The organism is Nocardia rhamnosiphila NBRC 108938, assembly GCF_000720425.1.
Classification (GTDB): domain Bacteria; phylum Actinomycetota; class Actinomycetes; order Mycobacteriales; family Mycobacteriaceae; genus Nocardia; species Nocardia rhamnosiphila.
Window position 1 is genome coordinate 188,612 of record NZ_JOAJ01000008.1, and the last position, 15,758, is coordinate 204,369.

The following is a 15,758-nucleotide window of genomic DNA, read 5'->3' on the forward strand; positions in this document are numbered from 1 at the left end:
TCCTTTGCAAACTTTGGTTTGCAAAGATTTCTTTGTAACCACCCGGTGCGCGCCGGGCCGCCGGCTCCGGGCAGGTCAGGCCGGTACTCGGTCGCGGGTGAGGAAATCGTCGACGAAGCGCCCCGCCCGGTCTTCCAGCGCCGCGTAGTGGGCGTCCCGAGTAGAGCCGGTGAGCGCCTCGTCGAGCAGCAGATTGCCGTCTGCGTCCACCCGTTGCCGTTTCTCCTCCGCGCCCGGCAGCAGTCCCACCGAAGACTCGGCCAGGCCGCAGTAGTACGCGATACCGTCGTTGAGTTGCATGCCGAGTGACTGCTGCATGATGTCGACGACGCCGTCGTCGTCCGCCGCGCCGGCCAGGCCGAGCCACAGCATCCGTTTGCCCGCGAGCCGGGGTTTGCTGCGGCCGTAGGCGAATCCGTAGTTCCATACGCGGTCGATCCAGCCTTTGAGGATCGCCGGGACCTGCACCCAGTACACCGGGAACACCGCGACGATGACGTCGGCGGCGAGGACGCGCCGCATATGGTTCTCGACCTCCGGCGAGTACGTCTTCTCCCGATTTCCCCATTCCGGCAGGTCCGCGGCGTCCATCCGGGGATCGAAGTTCTCGGCGTGCAGGTCGAGCAGGTCGATGCGGTAGCCCGCCGCGGTGAGCCGCTGGGCGGCGAGGTCGGCGATATGGGCGGTGAGCGAGTCGCGGCGCGGGTGGGCGACGACGACGAGGGCGGTGCGGGCGGTCGTGGCATCGTCGTTCGTGGTGTGCGACACGGGATCCTCCATCTCGATCCGGCTCTCTCCGGATACTCGGTTGTGCGGTCTCATCTGATTCCACACCGCATACGGTGGACGATCTATGGGTAATGGTCTAAATCTGATAGGAGTTCGTCTACCCTCGATGGGGTGGATCCATTGAGCACACTGCTGAGCGGTATCCGTGCCGAAGGCGCCGTACTCACCAACGCGGTGCTGGAAGCACCATGGAGTATCCGGTTCGCCGATCGCGCGCCGCTCACCATGATCACCGTGCTGCGTGGCGGGGGCACCCTGCTGCTGCCCGGTGGGATCGAGCGCCGGATCGTGGCCGGGGACACGGCCGTCGTGCGCGGCCCGGAACCGTTCCTTTTCGCCGACCACGCGGGCACGGTCGACCTGCCCCACGAACAGTACGAGATCGCCTGCTTCGCGCCGGACGTGAAATGCGATGCCGCGCTGGACGACGGCCGCTGGGGCGACGACCTGGCCGGTGAGACCGCGCTGGTCGTCGGCGCCTACCGGGCCTCGGGCCGGCGCCACGAACGCCTGCTGCGCGCGGTGCCGCCGGTTCTGGTGGTCTCCGACGATGTGGAGGTGTGCGCCTGGATGGAGTCGGTGGCCACGGATGCGGTGCGACGGCCGGCCGGTGCGCAGGCGTTGATGGACCGGCTGCTCGACTGGAGTCTGGTGTGCACGCTGCGTGATTGGTTCGACGGGCAGGACGCGGGCGCGCCGGGCTGGTACCGCGGGCCGGCCGATCCGGTGGTGGGGCCGGCGTTGGAGGCCATGCACGGAAAACCCGCCGCCGGGTGGACGGTCGCGTCGCTGGCCGCGGAAGCGGGTGTTTCGCGGGCCCTGTTCGCGCGGCGGTTCTCCGAGGTCATGGGGCAGTCGCCGTTGGCGTATCTCACCGAATGCCGGATGGACGAGGCGGAGGAACTGCTCACCGATCGCAGTCTGACGGTGGCGCAGGTGGCGAAGGCCGTGGGTTATGCGGACGCGTTCGGTTTCAGTGCCGCGTTCAAACGACATCGGGGTATCCGGCCGAGCGATTTCCGCACCACCGTCGATCTCGGCGCGTGAACTGCGTGTCGATCGCCCGGTCGGCGGGTACCGCCCGGGTGTGGAAGGGTCGGAGGATCCTTCCGAAGATCGCGAAAGGTTCGATATGCACAGCAATATCCGACATTTCGGCTTCGCCGCCCTGCTGAGTGCTCTGGGCGTCGCGGCAGCATACGCGGCACCGGGTGCGGGAGCGGCCGTGACGGGAGTAAATGTCACCACCGGCCCGGAGGGACTGCGCTCCGGTTGCGCCTATACGGTCACGGCGACAGTCGATGCGCCGCCGTCGGAGGCCGGTGAGATCACCATCATCAGCAGCGGTGGTTCGGTTCCGGGTAACGGAGAGCGGCTGGGTCAGGCCGTTTATCACCCGGAGAACGGGACGGCGACCTTCGAATGGACGCCGAAATACGCCGGTCGCCAGAACATCATCGCCCAGCAGTTCACCCCGGGGCAGTACACATCGTCGAAGTACATCGAAGTCGATGTGCGAGGGCCCGGGCTGAACACCGGCAGTTCGTGCGTGCCGCTGCCGTAGCCGGCCTGCGCTCCGCCGCCGGCGCGCACGAGCGGTAGGTTCGCCTCGGATCGGTGGGATCGGCCGGAACGCCGCCCACCGCTGCCGCGAACGGTCTACCGGGCGCCGATCGACTGTGCCAGAAAAGGCCAGGAGGTACGCAGGTCGTCTTCCCAGTAGCCCCACGAGTGGGTGCCGACCGGGCGATCGTCCAGCGTTACCGGGATATTCAGTGCGCGTAGCCGGTTGGCCAGGTTCACCGTGCAATACCGGATCGCCGCCTCGATCGGGCCGCCGAAGGCGAGCTGCACCGGAAGCGGGATCCGGCCCTCCTGTACGCGGCGATCGAAAGGTGTGTCGTGCGGGGCCGCCGGTACTCCGCTGCCGGTGCTGAGGTAGACCTGGGTGCCGCGCAGCCGGTCCGCATTGACCAGCGGATCGTTGGCCCGCCAGAGCGGTCCGTCCTGCGGACCCCACATGTTCTCGACGCTCTGCCCGCCGCCCCAGAGTTCCACGGTGAGCCGGACGAATTCGTGGCCGACCGGGTCGGAGGTCTGGGCGCAGCCGCTGTAGGAGGCCACGCTCTTCCAGTAGCCGGGTTCGGCGATGGCGAGATTGAGCACGGAGGTGCCGCTCATGGACACACCCGCGAGCGCACGGTTGCCGTCGGCGCCGAGGAACTTCTCGATCACCGGCGGTAGTTCCTTGTTGAGGAAGGTCTGCCATTTGTTGCGGCCCAGAACTGCGTCGTCACGAATCCAGTCCGTGTAGTAGGAGTTGCTGCCGCCGTACGGGGTGACGACATTGACATCCTTGCCGCGCAGGAACTCGAAGGCGTCGGTCTGCACATCCCATCCGCTCTCGTTCGGCCCGCCGCCCGAACCGTTGAGCAGATACAGCGTGGGCCGCGGTGTCGAACTGTCCGCGGCACGGATGACCTGGATCGGGATCGGCCGGTTCATCGCGGGGGAGAAGACCGTCACGGTCTGCTGCCGATCGTTCACGTTCGCCGCGGAGACCACGTGCGCCGCGTCCGGTGCCGTCGAGGCAGGTCCGGCCGTACCCACCAGCCCGGCGGTGGCCAGTACACCCGCCAGTCCCCAGCGCAGTGCGCTCATACGTGTCCATCGGCGTGCACTCACAGTGGTGAACCTCTCGTGTACTCGTTATCGGCCGAGGTCCGAGACCTCGGCGCCGGGAACGGCGTCGAGAGAAGGTTCGTGTGGGTCGGGCAGGTGGTTTGGTCCACGGCCGGACTATTTGCGGGCACGAGCGTGATCACGGCCGAAAGCCCGGCGTGAGCTGTCCGGTCCGGCGGCGCCTACGGCACCGGGGCGGCGCGGAGAAATCCGCGCCGCCCCGGTATCGGGTCGATCGATGCGCCCCGCCGGGGCGGACCGGTGAATCTAGACCGAAGCGGTCGCCAGCGCCTCGGTGGCCTGCACGGCCTGCCCGACACCGGCCACGATCGCCGCGGCGCGCAGCGCCTCGAAGATCACCTCGCGCGATACACCCGCCTCACGCAGCGTGTGCTCATGGGCTTCCAGGCAGTGCTGGCAGCCGTTGATCGAGGACACCGCGAACGACCAGAGTTCGAAATCGGCCTTGTCGACACCGGGGGCGCCGATGATCTGCATGCGCAGACCGGCCCGCAGATCGTCGTACTTACCGTCCAGGAACGCCTTGCCCCGGTAGAACACATTGTTCATACCCATGATCGAGGCGGCGCCCAGCGCGGCGTTGTAGGCCTCGGCGGACAGCACGTCGGCCGCTTCCTCGGCGATCTCCCGCAGGGTCGCCGTGGAGCGGGTCGCGGCGGCCGCGGCCAGCAGGGTGCCCCACAGCTGCTGCTCGTTGAGCACCGTCGTCCGCGATATGGACGACAGGTTGAGCTTGAGGTCCTTGGCGTACTCGGGGAGCGAGCCCTTCAGATTGTCGATACTCACCGGTTCTCCTTCCGCTCTCAGACGCTCGCGGCCAGCAGTTCGCGCGCGTCGATGGTCGGGTCGCCCTTCTTCCAGTTGCAGGCGCACAGTTCGTCGGACTGCAGCGCGTCCAGCACGCGCAGTACCTCGTCGACATTGCGGCCGACCGAACCGGCGGTCACCGACACGAACTGGATCTCGTTGTTCGGGTCGACGATGAAGGTGGCGCGGTCGGCGACGCCGTCGGCATTGAGAACACCGGTGGCGGCAGCCAGTTCGCGCTTGAGGTCCGACAGGATGGGGAAGGGCAGCGTCTTCAGGTCCTCGTGCTGGGCCCGCCACTGGAAGTGCACGAACTCGTTGTCCACGGACGCGCCGAGGACCTGGGCGTCACGGTCGGCGAACTCCTCGTTCAGCTTGCCGAACGCGGCGATCTCGGTCGGGCACACGAAGGTGAAGTCCTTCGGCCAGAAGAACACGATCCGCCACTTGCCCGCGTGATCGGCGCTGGTGACCCGGGTGAAATAGTCGTCCGGCTGCTGAGCGTCGACCTTGGACAAGTCACCACCGATCACCGCGGTGAGGTCGTAGGCGGGGAACTGGTCGCCGATGGTCAGCAGGGGCATGCCCGAAACTCCTTCTTGTATCAGTGGTACCGGCCTGGTTGATTTCCAGCCGGTCAGGCGAAAGCTCGTAAGTAATCTTGCCGAATCACCGGCAAAAGGCAAAAGTGATGAGTCGCACTAGACTGATAGGCGTGCCCGATCAGTCTTATCAACCCACCCTGTCACAGCTGCGTGCGTTCGTCGCGGTCGCCGAATATCGGCACTTCGGCACCGCCGCGGCGCGGCTCGAGGTGAGCCAGCCCACGTTGTCGCAGGCATTGGCCGCACTGGAAAGCGGGCTCGGACTGCAGCTCATCGAGCGCAGCACCCGGCGCGTCCTGGTGACCGCGGCCGGTGCCCGGCTGCTTCCCGCCGCCACGGCCACGCTCGAAGCCGCCGACCGTTTCCTGGCCTCGGCCACCGGGGATATCCTGGCCGGTGTACTCCGCATCGGGATCATCCCCACCGCGGCCCCCTACATCCTCCCGGCCCTGCTGCCCACCCTGCATCGCAAACTTCCCGCGCTGACCCCGCAGGTGATCGAGGACAAAACAGCTCGCCTGATCGACGAGCTGCGCGCCGGAGTGCTCGACGTCGCGGTGCTCGCCCTGCCCGCCGAGGCCGCGGGACTGGTCGAAATACCGCTCTATACCGAGGAATTCGTCCTGGTGGTCCCGGCCGGTCACGCGCTGGCCGGTCGCAGCGATATCGAACCCGCGGCGCTGGGCACGCTACCGATGCTGCTCCTCGACGAGGGGCACTGCCTGCGGGACCAGACCCTCGAACTGTGCCGTTCCACGGACGTCCACCCGGGCGGGGCCGGGGACACCCGTGCGGCTTCGCTGTCCACGGTGGTCCAGTGTGTGGCCGGAGGACTCGGGATCACCCTCATTCCGGAAATGGCGGTCGCCGCCGAGACCGGCCGCGGCGCACTCGATACCGCACGTTTCGCGAATCCGGCGCCGGGCCGCACTCTCGGACTGGTTTTCCGGGCGTCCAGCGGCCGGGCCGACGACTACGCCTACCTGGCCGAAATCATCCGCACCCAGCGGCCCTTCTGATCACCTGCGCACTTCCGCCGCACCGGTCGCTACGCGGTGCCCGCTTCGAGCAGTCCGACCCCACTCACCGAGTGAAGGCGGGATCTCCGGACGCGTGGGTTTCGGTGACGGATCAAGCCACCGCTCGGCCTTCGTCCGGTACCACGGTGATATCGCCGGGCTGGTGCGGAATCCCCCGGGATCTACATGGCGGCAGGGCCACCCGCGAACGCGTAAGGTCGGCACGATGTTGTATCGGGACAGCATGAGACCCGCCACTCTGCTCGCCGGGCGAAGAACCGCCCGTTGCGCCCGCCCACTCGCTCCGGCCACTCGGCGTCGGCTTCCGGGCCGGGCGGTTCGCCGATGATCGACCGGGAGCCGCGGTGAAGATCCTGGTGCTCGGTGGATACGGTGCGGTCGGAAGTCATCTGGTCGCCTTGCTCCGACGCCGGGGTGACAGTGTGCTGGCGGCCGGGCGCGACCCCGTGCGGGCCGATGTGGTGGTCGATCTCGCGGATCCGGCGCTCACGCAGTATTCGGCGGCGCTGGCCGGGGTCGATATCGTCGTGAACGCCTCCGGCGCGGAGGATTCGGAGTTGGCCGCCCGGGCGGGCGCGGCAGGATGTGCGTTCGTCGACGTCACTGCCACCGCGGGTTATATCGATGAGTTGCGGCGGTCGGCGTCGGCGGGACCTGTCGTGGTGGATGTCGGTCTGGCTCCCGGATTGACCGATCTACTGGCTGTCGCGGTGCATGCAGAATCACCGGGCCCGATCGATCTCGCGGTGGTACTCGGTGCAGGGGAGCGGCACGGCGCGGCCGCGACGGAATGGTCGTACCGACTGCTGGGGCGGCATTTCGACGACGGGGGTGAACGGATCCGCAACTACAGTCGCCCGGCGAAATTCCTGCTGCCCGGGCAGGGCAAACCGCGTTTGCTCTACCGCCTCGACTTCTCCGACCAGCACACCTTGCGCCGTGAATTCGGCGTCCCCGTACGCACGTACTTCGGACTGGATTCCCGGTTCGCCACCACCGCACTTGCTGTCCTGACATGGCTGCCCGGGTCCGCGCATGCGCCGCGAGTGCATCTCCCGGGTTCGGAGGAGTGGATCGTGCTGGCCCGCGGGGCGGACGGCATCACCCGCTGGGCCCAGGGAAGCAATCAGTCCCGGGCCACCGCGGCGGTCGCGGCGGTGGCGACTGCCCGGGCTCCGCGGCTGTCCCCGGGAGTGCATGCGTTGCACGAGGTCCTGACGTTGACGGAACTGTCGGTGGACGGCATCGAAATCGGAGGGGCGGGGCATTAGCCGGGCAGCGAGGGTGACGCGCTGCCCGCGGCCCTAGATGGGTCTGCCTACGTTCTGTTCGAACCGGCCTTCGACGTTGCCGGGCGGCGCGTACCGCGCCACCACGAATTTCGACGGCATATCGAAGATTGCCCCCGCCGGGCAGTCGGCCACGGCGACCCCCACCTTCGTGGTCGACTTCCACACCACCTGGGTGAAGTGACCGGTCGCGGTGGAGAATACCGGGTTGCCGTAGTCGTGCTGTTCCGCTTCGGCCATCCAGGCCTGCATTGCCTGGTCGACGGTGACGTTCTCCCCGCCGCCGGCGTAGAGGTTCTCCCCGTACCTGCCGTCGGCCCGCGAATGGGTGAATTCGCAGGCCTCGGCCCATTTCTGTGCCTCTGCCGCGAGTGCGGTGTCCCATTGCAGTGGGGCGGCGCCGTAATCGGCGCGGTACTGGTTGTGCAGGGCCAGTGCCCGGTCGGCGAACGTTTCCGCCCGGGCCGGAACAGCTGCCGGAAGTGTCGCCATGGCGGCGGCCGTCGCCACACCGGCGATCGTGGCGCAGAGCTTTCTCATCGAACTCCTACCCGGTAGTGGACCCGCGATCGCCCGGTGACGCCCGACCACACGGCCTCACCGGCTCGGCAGGCCGGATGATCAACCGTCGTAGTGTGGCCGACGAGACCACTACTTCCCGGTGCCGAGAACGGGGCCGCCGAACCGGCGACCCCGTTCTCGATCCGGAAACCGCTACGCGAGTTCGGCGACCGGCTGTTTGCGTGCCAGCAGCGCCGTGGCCGAGGCCAGCAGGCCGACCACCGCGACCGCGGTGACCAGGTAGAGCCCCGGCCGGTAACCGTCGATGCCGCCGGTGGCCGCACCGCTGATCAGTCCTGTGGCCACGGCGAGGACCACCGCGCCGCCGATCTGGAACGAGGTCTGCACCAGGCCGGAGGCCAGGCCCTGCTCATGGTCGGCGATACCTTCGGTGGCCTGCGACATGACCGCGGAGAAGCCGAGCGCGAAACCGAGGCCGAGCAGCAGGAACGCGGGCAGGTAATCGACCGCGTAGGCGGGGTCGGGGCTGCCACCGCGGGCGAGGAACCAGAGGTAGCCGCCGACGAACGAGGTGAGCGCGGCCAGGATCATCGGGCCGGTGCCGAAGCGGTCGATGAGCTTACCGGCCATCGGGGACAGGATGGCGACGATGACGCCGGTGGGGGCCATCGCGAGTGCCATCTGCAACGGCTCCCACTGCAGGGTGTTCTGCAGGTACAGCGAGACGATGGTCTGGAAGCTGAGGTAGGAGCCGAAGATGGCCAGCGCCGCGAGGTTGGCCCGCACGATCGACTTCACCCGGAAGATGCTCAGCCGCACCAGCGGATGGCTCACCCGCTTCTCCGTCACGAAGAACGCGCTGAGCAGTCCGACCGCCAGTACGGTGGTCGCGACGACGGTCGCGGTGAAACCGGTCTCCGGGGCGGTGACGATGGTGTAGACCGCGGCGAGCATTCCGCCGGTCAGCAGGGCGGCGCCGGTGAAATCGATACGTCCCTCCTCTTTTTCGATGGTGCGCGGCACCACGATGTAGGCGGCGACGAGGACCACGGCGACGACCACCACGGGCATGTAGAAGGTGAGCCGCCAGTCGATACCGGTGAGCAGGCCCGAGACGATCAGGCCGGAGGCGTATCCGGTGGCGCCGAAGATGGTGAAGATCGACAGTGCCCGGTTGCGGTCCGGGCCCTCTTTGAATGTCGTGGTGATGATCGAGAGGGCGGCCGGGGCGGTGAAGGCGGCGGCTACACCTTTGACGATCCGGGTGGCGATCAGCAGCCAGCCGGCGTCGACGAGCCCGCCGACGAGCGAGGCGATACCGAAGACCACCAGGGCGGTCAGGAAGACCTGGCGGCGGCCGAGCAGGTCGGCGGCACGTCCGCCGAGGAGCAGCAGGCCGCCGTAACCGAGGATGTAGCCGTTGACGATCCACTGTAGGGCGGAGGTGTCGAGGCCCAGGTCGTGGCCTATGGAGGGGAGTGCCACGCCGACCATGGAGACGTCGAGCGCGTCGAGGAACATCGCCAGTCCGGCGACGAACAGGATCGCCCACAGCTTCGGTCCCCAGCGGCCGGCGGCCGGTGCGGTAGCCGTTGCGGCGGCGAGGTTCTGCGGGGTTGGTGCGGTGAGGGTCACCCGAGAGAACTTAAATGCACGAGCATTGAATGTCAACGCATGTAATGCCTCGGCATGTAATGCATGGGCATAAAATGACTTGACATGCTAATCTCGGGCCATGTACCACGACTCCGACAATGATGTCTGCGCGAAGTGGTCCGAAACGCTACGTCGCTACCACGTCACCTCGTGCGAACTCGAGAACGCGCTGCAGGCCCGGCATCGGCTCGGGCTCAGCGAATTCGAGTTGCTGCAGGTCCTGGGCGGGCGCTGCGGTATGGAGCAGGCGGACAAGGTCAAGATGAAGGACATCGAGGCCGAGATGTACCTGAGTCAGAGCGCGCTCTCGCGAACGGTGACCCGGCTGGAAAAAGCCGGGCTGGTGGAGCGGGCGGCCTGTGATTTCGATCGCCGTGCCAACTTCCTGGCCCTCACCGCGGAGGGGCGCGCACGGCTGGAAGACGCCCGCCCGACCCATCAGGAAGTGCTGCGCAAGCATCTGGTCTGACGGTTATACCCCGGAGTCCGACGGGGCGGGAATATCGAGAACGGCGAGAAAAGCCGAGGCCGCGGGGGTGCGGGAGAAGCTGTTCCAGACGATGTACTCCACCCGGGCGGGGGCGTCGGAGACCTCGACGGTGACCACCCCGGTGAGCTGCGGTGCGTAGGCGGAAGGCAGCATGGCCACGCCCAGGTCCTGTTCGACGAGGCGGGCGATGTATTCGGCGGACGAGACCTCGAAGGCGACCTCACGGTCGATTCCCGCGGCGGCGAAGGCCTGATCGGATTGCGCGCGCCCGGCGGTCCCGGCCGGGAGGTCGACGAAGGTTTCGGTGGATAGGCGCAGCAGGTCGACCGAGGCTTCGCGGGCGAGCGGATGCTCGGGGGCGACCACGGCGACGAGGCGATCACGGGCGAGTTCATGGGCGGTGACTCCCCGCGGCCGTGCCGTGGTCGGCAGTCCGAGAAAGGCGATATCGAGGGTGCCTTCGCGGACCTGTTCGGTGAGTTCGTCGCTCGCGCCGACCCGGAGACTGATGCGGACACGGGGGTAGCGGCCGCGGAAAACGCGCAGCGCGGCGGGGAGATCGACCGCGGTGACCGAGGGGATCAGGCCGACGGCGAGCCGGCCGCGCACTTCACCCACGGCGGCGGCGGCCGCGGCGGCGGCGCGTTCGGCGGCGTCCAGGCATTGGCGCGCGGCCGGTAGGAAGGCAACGCCCGCGGGGGTCAGCCGGACCCGGCGGCTGGTGCGCTCGAACAGTTTCGCGCCGAGTTCGCGTTCCAGGCGGGCGATCTGGTGGCTGAGTGCGGATTGGACGACCAGGCAGCGCTGGGCCGCCCGGGTGAAGTTGTTCGTTTCGGCGACGGCCAGCACATAGCGCAGCTGTTGCAGCTCCATGGATCAATCATGTATCGAGATTGTTCGAGTGACAAACATGTGTTGGACTCATCAATAGCCGTGGGGTGAGACTTCGAGAGTGAAAAGTCCAGCTGCACAGGAGGTCCCCGTGGGGGCCGGGGAATCCCGCCGGGGTGATCTGCCCCGGGCCGCGCTCACCGCGTTCGCGCCGGTCGCCTGGGGCACGACCTATATCGTCACGACCGAACTGCTCCCGCCGGGGCATCCGCTGTTCGCGGGCCTGCTGCGCGCACTACCGGCCGGGTTGATCGCGCTCGCCCTCACCCGAACGCTGCCGCGCGGCGCGTGGTGGGGTAAGGCCGCGGTACTCGGGGTCCTCAATATCGGCCTGCTGTTCCCGCTGTTGTTCATTGCGGCCGAACGGCTGCCCGGTGGCGTCGCCGCCACCCTCGCGGCCGCGCAACCGCTGGTCGTCGCGGTGCTGGCGGTGGCCGTGCTGCACGAAAGTCCTTCCGGATGGCGGATGGCCTGGGGTGTGATCGGATTGGCGGGCGTCGGTCTGGTGGTGCTCGGGCCGGCCGCGGCCTTCGACCCCGTCGGGGTCGCCGCCGGTCTGGGTGGTGCGGCCTCGATGGCTTTGGGGCTGACGCTCACCAAACGCTGGGGCCGGCCCGCCGGGGTGGGTCCGACCGCTTTCGCCGGCTGGCAGCTCACGGCGGGTGGATTGTTCCTGGCGCCGCTCACGGTCCTGGTCGAAGGGCCGCCGCCGGAGATCGGCCTGTCCGCTGCGCTCGGATATCTCTGGCTCGGCCTGTTCGGTGGGCTCCTCGCCTATGTGCTGTGGTTCCGCGGTGTCACCACCCTCCCGGTGAACTCCGTCGCGATCCTCACATTGCTCTCGCCGCTGGTCGCCGCCGTTCTCGGGGCCGTGCTGCTCGGCCAGGTCCTCGGCCCGATCCAGCTCGTGGGATTCGGGCTTTCGCTGGCGGCGATCGTCGCGGGCCAGCTACCCGCGCCGGCCCGGCGGCGCGGCACCCCCGTCACCCTCGTCACGAAGGAGATATCGCGATGAAGATCGCTGTCGTCGGAGCCGCCGGGATGGTCGGTTCCCGAGTCGTCGCCGAAGCCGCCCACCGCGGACACGAACCGGTGGCCGTCTTCCGGAGCGCGCGGCCGATCCTACTGCCGCCCGGGGTGGTCGCCGTCCGGTGCGACGCGCACGACCGCTCACGGATGAGCGAGTTGTCGGCCGGTGCGGATGCTCTCGTGGTCGCTACCCGGCCGGCTCCCGGTCAGGAGCATACGGTGGCCGCGAGCACCGGCGCGCTGCTCGACGCGGCGGCCACGCACGGAGTTCGCGTCCTCGTCGTGGGTGGTGCCGCGCCCCTGCGGAACCCGGCGCATCCCGAGCGGCTTGTCATCGACAGCCCCGAATACGTGCCCGAGCCGATCCGGACGATCGCGGGCGCCAGCGTCGCTCAACTGGATGCCTGCCGCGCCCATCCGGCCGATTGGGTCTATCTGAGTCCGCCCGCCGTCCTCGAGCCGGCATCGCGCACGGGAAGATACCGGCGCGGGACCACCACGCTCCTGGTCGACGCTGCCGGAAACTCCCGGATCTCGGCCGAGGATCTCGCCGTCGCGATCGTCGACGAACTCGAGCAGCCCGGTGGAGTGCAACATTTCACGGTCGGCTACTGAACCGGAGATCGGGATGCGGCGGGTTCTCGACAGGGTGATCACCCTTGTGGTGTTCGGCACGGCGCTCCTCGTGCCCGGCTGCGCAGAGCCGCGGAACTTTCCGGCCACGATAGAACTACCCGCGGGGTTCGCGCCGGAAGGTATCGCGATCGGTTCGGCGCCGGTCGCCTACCTCGGATCACGCGTGGACGGCACCATCTACCGAGTCGATCTCCGGACCGGTCGTGGCGAGGTACTGAGTCCGGGACCGGGTACGCCGGCGCTCGGGCTCGCGCTCGACCCGTACGGTCGGCTGTTCGTCGCCGGTGGCACCGGGGGAGACGCCCGTGTGATCGATACCGGGACGGGTGAAGTACTGGCGCGCTACCGGTTCGGATCGGCGGATCCGTTCGTCAACGACGTGGCACTCACCTCTTCGGGTGCGTGGTTCACCGATTCGCATACGCCCGTGCTGTACCACCTGCCCCTCGGTCCCTCGGGTGCGCTGCCCGGGAAGGCGGAGACGCTACGGCTGACCGGTGATATCGAGTTCTCGCCGGACACGATCAATGCCAACGGGATCGTCGGTGCGCCGGGCGGCGCCGGGCTGATCGTGGTGCAGTCGGCGACCGGGCGGCTCTACCGCGTCGACCCGGCGACGGGTGCGGCGGAGACGATCGACCTCGGTGCCGAGTCGGTGCCCTACGGTGATGGACTGCTGTGGCGCGAGGGCAGATTACTCGTGGTGCAGAACAGGCTCGGCGCGATCGCCGAGGTGAGGTTCGACCATACGGGCGCCCGTGGCACGGTCGAGCGCCGCCTGCGCGACCAGCGCTTCGATGTCCCGACGACAGTGGCGGCTTTCGAGGAGCGCCTCTACCTGCCCAATGCCCGGTTCACCACGCCGCCGACCCCGGCTACCGCCTACGACGTCGTCGTGGTCGGCCCGTGAGCGGTATCGGGCCGGCGGCAGCAGGGCTGTCGATGGTGGAGGATGAAGCCATGTCGCCGGGTGTGGTTTCGACGTTGCTGACGAGTCTGATGCCCCTGCTGGGTGCCGCGCTCGGCGCCTCGGCAACGCTGCTGGTGCAACGAAGTTCGGCCCGGCAGTCGAGGCTCGAATTACTGGCCGAGAGCCGCCTCGCGCACCGGGAAGAACTGAAGTCCGCGATTCTCGGCTATCTGGAGACGGCGCAGCGGCTGCAATCGGAGCTCGATGTGCGCGAGCGGGGCGGTGTGCCGGAGGATTTGAAGCGGCTGATCGAAAGTGTCTGGCTGGCCGAGAAACGGGTCGAGATCATCTGCTCGGACGCGTTGCGGGCCGAAATCGTCGCTCACGCCGAGGGACTGCATGCCGCCGTCCGTGACCCCGCGGCCCACCCGGACTGGTGGGCGCATTGCGAATCGCTGCAGGCGGGGCTGCTCGGCCAGGCGAAAGTGGAGCTGGTGCGCGAACACGGCTGGTGAACGAGCGCGTCGCGGGGTGTCCGTGCGTTGTCCGTGCGTCAGGTGGAGGTGCGGGCCAGTGACAGCACGAGGGCGGTCGCGGTGTCGACGAGGCGGTCCCGCGGTACCGGAAGCCGTCCGTCGATCCAGTCCACGTAGAGGGCGACGAGGGCCCCGCCCAGCGCGGTACCGATGATTGTGAGCGTCTCCTCGCTGTCGGGTATCAGCGCCCCGACCTCCTCGCCCAGCGCCGGCACCATGGTGCGCAGGAAGGCGGGGAGGCGGTCGGCGCTGTGGGCGCGCAGGGCGTCGTCGGTGAGTGGTTCGCGCAGCAGGACCCGGGCCCGGCGCGGGTCCTCCTCGAAGTAGGCGGCGCAGATCTGCAGTGCCGCACGGATCGTGGTGTGCAGATCCCCGCCGGGGTCGACCGTGCTCAACCGGGTGAGCAGTTCGGTTTCCAGGCGGTCGTAGACGGCGACGATCAGGGCCCGGCGGTCGGCGAAACTCTCGTAGAAATAGCGGGGGCTCAGATTGGCCAGGCGGGTCACCGCCCGCATGGTGACCGCGGCCGAGCCGTCGGTACCGAGCAACTCGAAACCGACGTCCACGAGTTGTTCGCGACGTTCCGCGGATCTGGCGTCCAGCGTCCGGCCGCGCCACAGCTTGGGTGCGTTCACCGACTCATCCTCGCATCGGTCTACCGGGATTGATTGACATCACCTGATTCAACATGAATCATACGATTCAAGTTGTAGCTCGACCGCGACCCCGGGTCGCACTCGTCGAAAGGCTCGTGCCGTGTTCAGTGACGAACAGTTCCAGCAAGCCCTGCGCCGTCCCCGCCTCGCCCGGCCGGCCCCCGAATACCTCGACGCCAACCGCGCGGTACCCATCCGGGTGACCCCGGAACCGGAACTGCAGGCCACCACCCAGGAGTGGTTCGTCGAATTCGACCGGAAACTGGAGCTCTACAGCAAACTCGGCCAGGACCTGTCCTGGCTCATGGAGTGGGCGAAGAAATACTGGTGGAGTTTCCTGGTGCGGGATATGAGCATCAACCACGAGCTCTACGCGCCCGACGTCCGCTACACCGACGTCACCACCTTCGGCCGCACCATCGTCGGGATCGACGAATTCGTGAAATACAATTTCGCCTTCTTCGACGCCATCCCGGATTGGCGTTATGACCCGCTGCCCGGCCAGGTCTACCTCGACGTGACCCCCGAGGGGCGGGTGCGAGTCGTCATCCGCTACATAGGCAGCGGTCACTGGGACGGACCTCTGCGCCTCTACCCCTACGACAGCAGCGCGCCCGTGCTCTACGGCAACGGCCGCTTCATCCAATGTCCCGCGGTCGACCGCTACCACTTCAACGCCGAAGGGCTGATGGAGGAGGGCGAAACCCTCTACGACGCCTTCGATGTCACCCAGCGCGGCGGAATCCTCCCGCGCGACGACAGCTGGCAGTTCAAGGCGCTCATGTCGGCGTCCAAGATCCCGGCGCTACTGCAGCGCCTGAAGCTCTAGCCGAGCGGAGCCGGTGAGCAAGAAACGGCCCGGGCGTGGATCACGGTCCACCCGATGTTTGATGGCGAGCCAGAGTTCGGGGACCCGCTGCACCTCGTCGATGAGCATGAGGCCTGGGGCGTCCAGGAACGCAACCGGGTCTTGCTGGGCCGACGCTCGGGTTCGGGGGTCGTCGAGATACCGTTTCACGACCTGGGGGTAGTCGGCGGCGCAATGCTCGGCCAGGGTGCTCTTCCCGGTCTGCCTGGCTCCGTTGACGATTACTACCCGCGTGTCGCGCAGAGCCTCCTCGACCAGTTCCGCAGCCCGCCGGGGCAGGTAATCCACTCCTTGGCGCATGAACCGATGCCATCTGCGGTTGTGGATCTGC

Annotated in this window: 19 protein-coding genes; 10 read left to right on the forward strand and 9 right to left on the reverse strand. The window is 68.0% G+C overall.

Annotation, left to right across the window (positions count from 1 at the left end; genetic code table 11):
* Window positions 1–75: 75 nt before the first annotated feature.
* Window positions 76–768: an NAD(P)H oxidoreductase gene (locus IG75_RS0125290; protein ID WP_245713213.1), complete on the reverse strand. Its 693-nt coding sequence runs from the start codon at window positions 766–768 to the stop codon at window positions 76–78.
* 132 nt (window positions 769–900) lie between these two features.
* On the opposite strand from IG75_RS0125290, the gene IG75_RS0125295 reads away from it, so the two are divergent.
* Complete coding sequence (locus IG75_RS0125295; protein ID WP_030523933.1) at window positions 901–1,836, forward strand: AraC family transcriptional regulator; 936 nt, start codon at window positions 901–903, stop codon at window positions 1,834–1,836.
* Between the two features lie 85 nt (window positions 1,837–1,921).
* Window positions 1,922–2,353, forward strand: a complete 432-nt coding sequence (locus IG75_RS0125300; RefSeq protein ID WP_156059150.1) for a hypothetical protein — start codon at window positions 1,922–1,924, stop codon at window positions 2,351–2,353.
* A gap of 95 nt (window positions 2,354–2,448) precedes the next feature.
* Here IG75_RS0125300 and IG75_RS0125305 read toward each other — a convergent pair whose 3' ends face one another.
* The 3 genes from IG75_RS0125305 to IG75_RS0125320 form a co-directional block, all read right to left on the reverse strand.
* The gene (locus IG75_RS0125305) at window positions 2,449–3,450 is read right to left on the reverse strand and encodes an alpha/beta hydrolase (protein ID WP_030523931.1); all 1,002 of its coding nucleotides are present in this window, start codon (window positions 3,448–3,450) and stop codon (window positions 2,449–2,451) included.
* Window positions 3,451–3,738: 288 nt separating this feature from the next.
* Complete coding sequence (gene ahpD, locus IG75_RS0125315) at window positions 3,739–4,278, reverse strand: alkylhydroperoxidase, AhpD family (protein ID WP_030523930.1); 540 nt, start codon at window positions 4,276–4,278, stop codon at window positions 3,739–3,741.
* Window positions 4,279–4,295: 17 nt separating this feature from the next.
* A complete protein-coding gene (locus IG75_RS0125320; protein ID WP_030523929.1) occupies window positions 4,296–4,883 on the reverse strand; it encodes a peroxiredoxin in 588 nt (195 codons plus the stop codon).
* A 131-nt stretch (window positions 4,884–5,014) separates the two neighbouring features.
* On the opposite strand from IG75_RS0125320, the gene IG75_RS0125325 reads away from it, so the two are divergent.
* The gene (locus IG75_RS0125325; RefSeq protein ID WP_030523928.1) at window positions 5,015–5,923 is read left to right on the forward strand and encodes a hydrogen peroxide-inducible genes activator; all 909 of its coding nucleotides are present in this window, start codon (window positions 5,015–5,017) and stop codon (window positions 5,921–5,923) included.
* A gap of 365 nt (window positions 5,924–6,288) precedes the next feature.
* Window positions 6,289–7,215 carry an NAD-dependent epimerase/dehydratase family protein gene (locus IG75_RS0125330; RefSeq protein WP_030523927.1) on the forward strand — a complete coding sequence of 309 codons (927 nt, stop codon included), beginning with the start codon at window positions 6,289–6,291 and terminating at the stop codon, window positions 7,213–7,215.
* A gap of 33 nt (window positions 7,216–7,248) precedes the next feature.
* Here the strand turns inward: IG75_RS0125330 and IG75_RS37535 are convergent, their stop codons facing one another.
* Both IG75_RS37535 and IG75_RS0125340 read right to left on the reverse strand, forming a co-directional pair.
* The gene (locus IG75_RS37535; RefSeq protein ID WP_051714910.1) at window positions 7,249–7,773 is read right to left on the reverse strand and encodes a CAP family protein; all 525 of its coding nucleotides are present in this window, start codon (window positions 7,771–7,773) and stop codon (window positions 7,249–7,251) included.
* A gap of 174 nt (window positions 7,774–7,947) precedes the next feature.
* Complete coding sequence (locus IG75_RS0125340; protein ID WP_030523925.1) at window positions 7,948–9,390, reverse strand: MFS transporter; 1,443 nt, start codon at window positions 9,388–9,390, stop codon at window positions 7,948–7,950.
* A gap of 100 nt (window positions 9,391–9,490) precedes the next feature.
* Between IG75_RS0125340 and IG75_RS0125345 the strand changes: the two genes are divergently transcribed.
* The gene (locus IG75_RS0125345) at window positions 9,491–9,880 is read left to right on the forward strand and encodes a MarR family winged helix-turn-helix transcriptional regulator (protein ID WP_030523924.1); all 390 of its coding nucleotides are present in this window, start codon (window positions 9,491–9,493) and stop codon (window positions 9,878–9,880) included.
* A 3-nt stretch (window positions 9,881–9,883) separates the two neighbouring features.
* Here the strand turns inward: IG75_RS0125345 and IG75_RS0125350 are convergent, their stop codons facing one another.
* Window positions 9,884–10,774, reverse strand: a complete 891-nt coding sequence (locus IG75_RS0125350; protein ID WP_030523923.1) for a LysR family transcriptional regulator — start codon at window positions 10,772–10,774, stop codon at window positions 9,884–9,886.
* Window positions 10,775–10,853: 79 nt separating this feature from the next.
* Between IG75_RS0125350 and IG75_RS0125355 the strand changes: the two genes are divergently transcribed.
* Genes IG75_RS0125355 through IG75_RS0125370 form a run of 4 tightly spaced genes read left to right on the forward strand, consistent with a single transcriptional unit; the run spans window position 10,854 to window position 13,882 of the window.
* A complete protein-coding gene (locus IG75_RS0125355) occupies window positions 10,854–11,807 on the forward strand; it encodes an EamA family transporter (protein WP_245713212.1) in 954 nt (317 codons plus the stop codon).
* Window positions 11,804–12,436 (forward strand): NAD(P)-dependent oxidoreductase, encoded by a 633-nt coding sequence (locus IG75_RS0125360; protein WP_030523921.1) that lies wholly within the window; start codon window positions 11,804–11,806, stop codon window positions 12,434–12,436. Before IG75_RS0125355 ends, IG75_RS0125360 begins: the two co-directional genes overlap by 4 nt.
* 13 nt (window positions 12,437–12,449) lie before the next feature.
* Window positions 12,450–13,367: an SMP-30/gluconolactonase/LRE family protein gene (locus tag IG75_RS0125365; RefSeq protein WP_030523920.1), complete on the forward strand. Its 918-nt coding sequence runs from the start codon at window positions 12,450–12,452 to the stop codon at window positions 13,365–13,367.
* Between the two features lie 32 nt (window positions 13,368–13,399).
* Window positions 13,400–13,882 (forward strand): hypothetical protein, encoded by a 483-nt coding sequence (locus IG75_RS0125370; protein ID WP_030523919.1) that lies wholly within the window; start codon window positions 13,400–13,402, stop codon window positions 13,880–13,882.
* A gap of 38 nt (window positions 13,883–13,920) precedes the next feature.
* On the opposite strand, the gene IG75_RS0125375 is transcribed toward IG75_RS0125370, so the two are convergent.
* Window positions 13,921–14,538, reverse strand: coding sequence for a TetR/AcrR family transcriptional regulator (locus IG75_RS0125375; RefSeq protein WP_030523918.1), 618 nt, complete (start codon window positions 14,536–14,538; stop codon window positions 13,921–13,923).
* Window positions 14,539–14,659: 121 nt separating this feature from the next.
* Between IG75_RS0125375 and IG75_RS0125380 the strand changes: the two genes are divergently transcribed.
* The gene (locus IG75_RS0125380) at window positions 14,660–15,388 is read left to right on the forward strand and encodes a nuclear transport factor 2 family protein (protein WP_030523917.1); all 729 of its coding nucleotides are present in this window, start codon (window positions 14,660–14,662) and stop codon (window positions 15,386–15,388) included.
* Here the strand turns inward: IG75_RS0125380 and IG75_RS0125385 are convergent.
* Window positions 15,365–15,727, reverse strand: coding sequence for an AAA family ATPase (locus IG75_RS0125385; protein WP_081877131.1), 363 nt, complete (start codon window positions 15,725–15,727; stop codon window positions 15,365–15,367). The genes IG75_RS0125380 and IG75_RS0125385 overlap by 24 nt on opposite strands.
* Window positions 15,728–15,758 lie beyond the last annotated feature (31 nt).

Excerpts from the sequence above, each read along its gene's own strand:
- IG75_RS0125300 (WP_156059150.1), top strand. The coding sequence starts at position 1,922 with ATGCACAGCAATATCCGACATTTCGGCTTCGCCGCCCTGCTGAGTGCT.
- IG75_RS0125305 (WP_030523931.1), bottom strand. The coding sequence starts at position 3,450 with ATGAGCGCACTGCGCTGGGGACTGGCGGGTGTACTGGCCACCGCCGGG.
- IG75_RS0125320 (WP_030523929.1), bottom strand. The coding sequence starts at position 4,883 with ATGCCCCTGCTGACCATCGGCGACCAGTTCCCCGCCTACGACCTCACC.
- IG75_RS37535 (WP_051714910.1), bottom strand. The coding sequence starts at position 7,773 with ATGAGAAAGCTCTGCGCCACGATCGCCGGTGTGGCGACGGCCGCCGCC.
- IG75_RS0125345 (WP_030523924.1), top strand. The coding sequence starts at position 9,491 with ATGTACCACGACTCCGACAATGATGTCTGCGCGAAGTGGTCCGAAACG.
- IG75_RS0125350 (WP_030523923.1), bottom strand. The coding sequence starts at position 10,774 with ATGGAGCTGCAACAGCTGCGCTATGTGCTGGCCGTCGCCGAAACGAAC.
- IG75_RS0125360 (WP_030523921.1), top strand. The coding sequence starts at position 11,804 with ATGAAGATCGCTGTCGTCGGAGCCGCCGGGATGGTCGGTTCCCGAGTC.
- IG75_RS0125365 (WP_030523920.1), top strand. The coding sequence starts at position 12,450 with ATGCGGCGGGTTCTCGACAGGGTGATCACCCTTGTGGTGTTCGGCACG.
- IG75_RS0125370 (WP_030523919.1), top strand. The coding sequence starts at position 13,400 with ATGGTGGAGGATGAAGCCATGTCGCCGGGTGTGGTTTCGACGTTGCTG.
- IG75_RS0125385 (WP_081877131.1), bottom strand. The coding sequence starts at position 15,727 with ATGCGCCAAGGAGTGGATTACCTGCCCCGGCGGGCTGCGGAACTGGTC.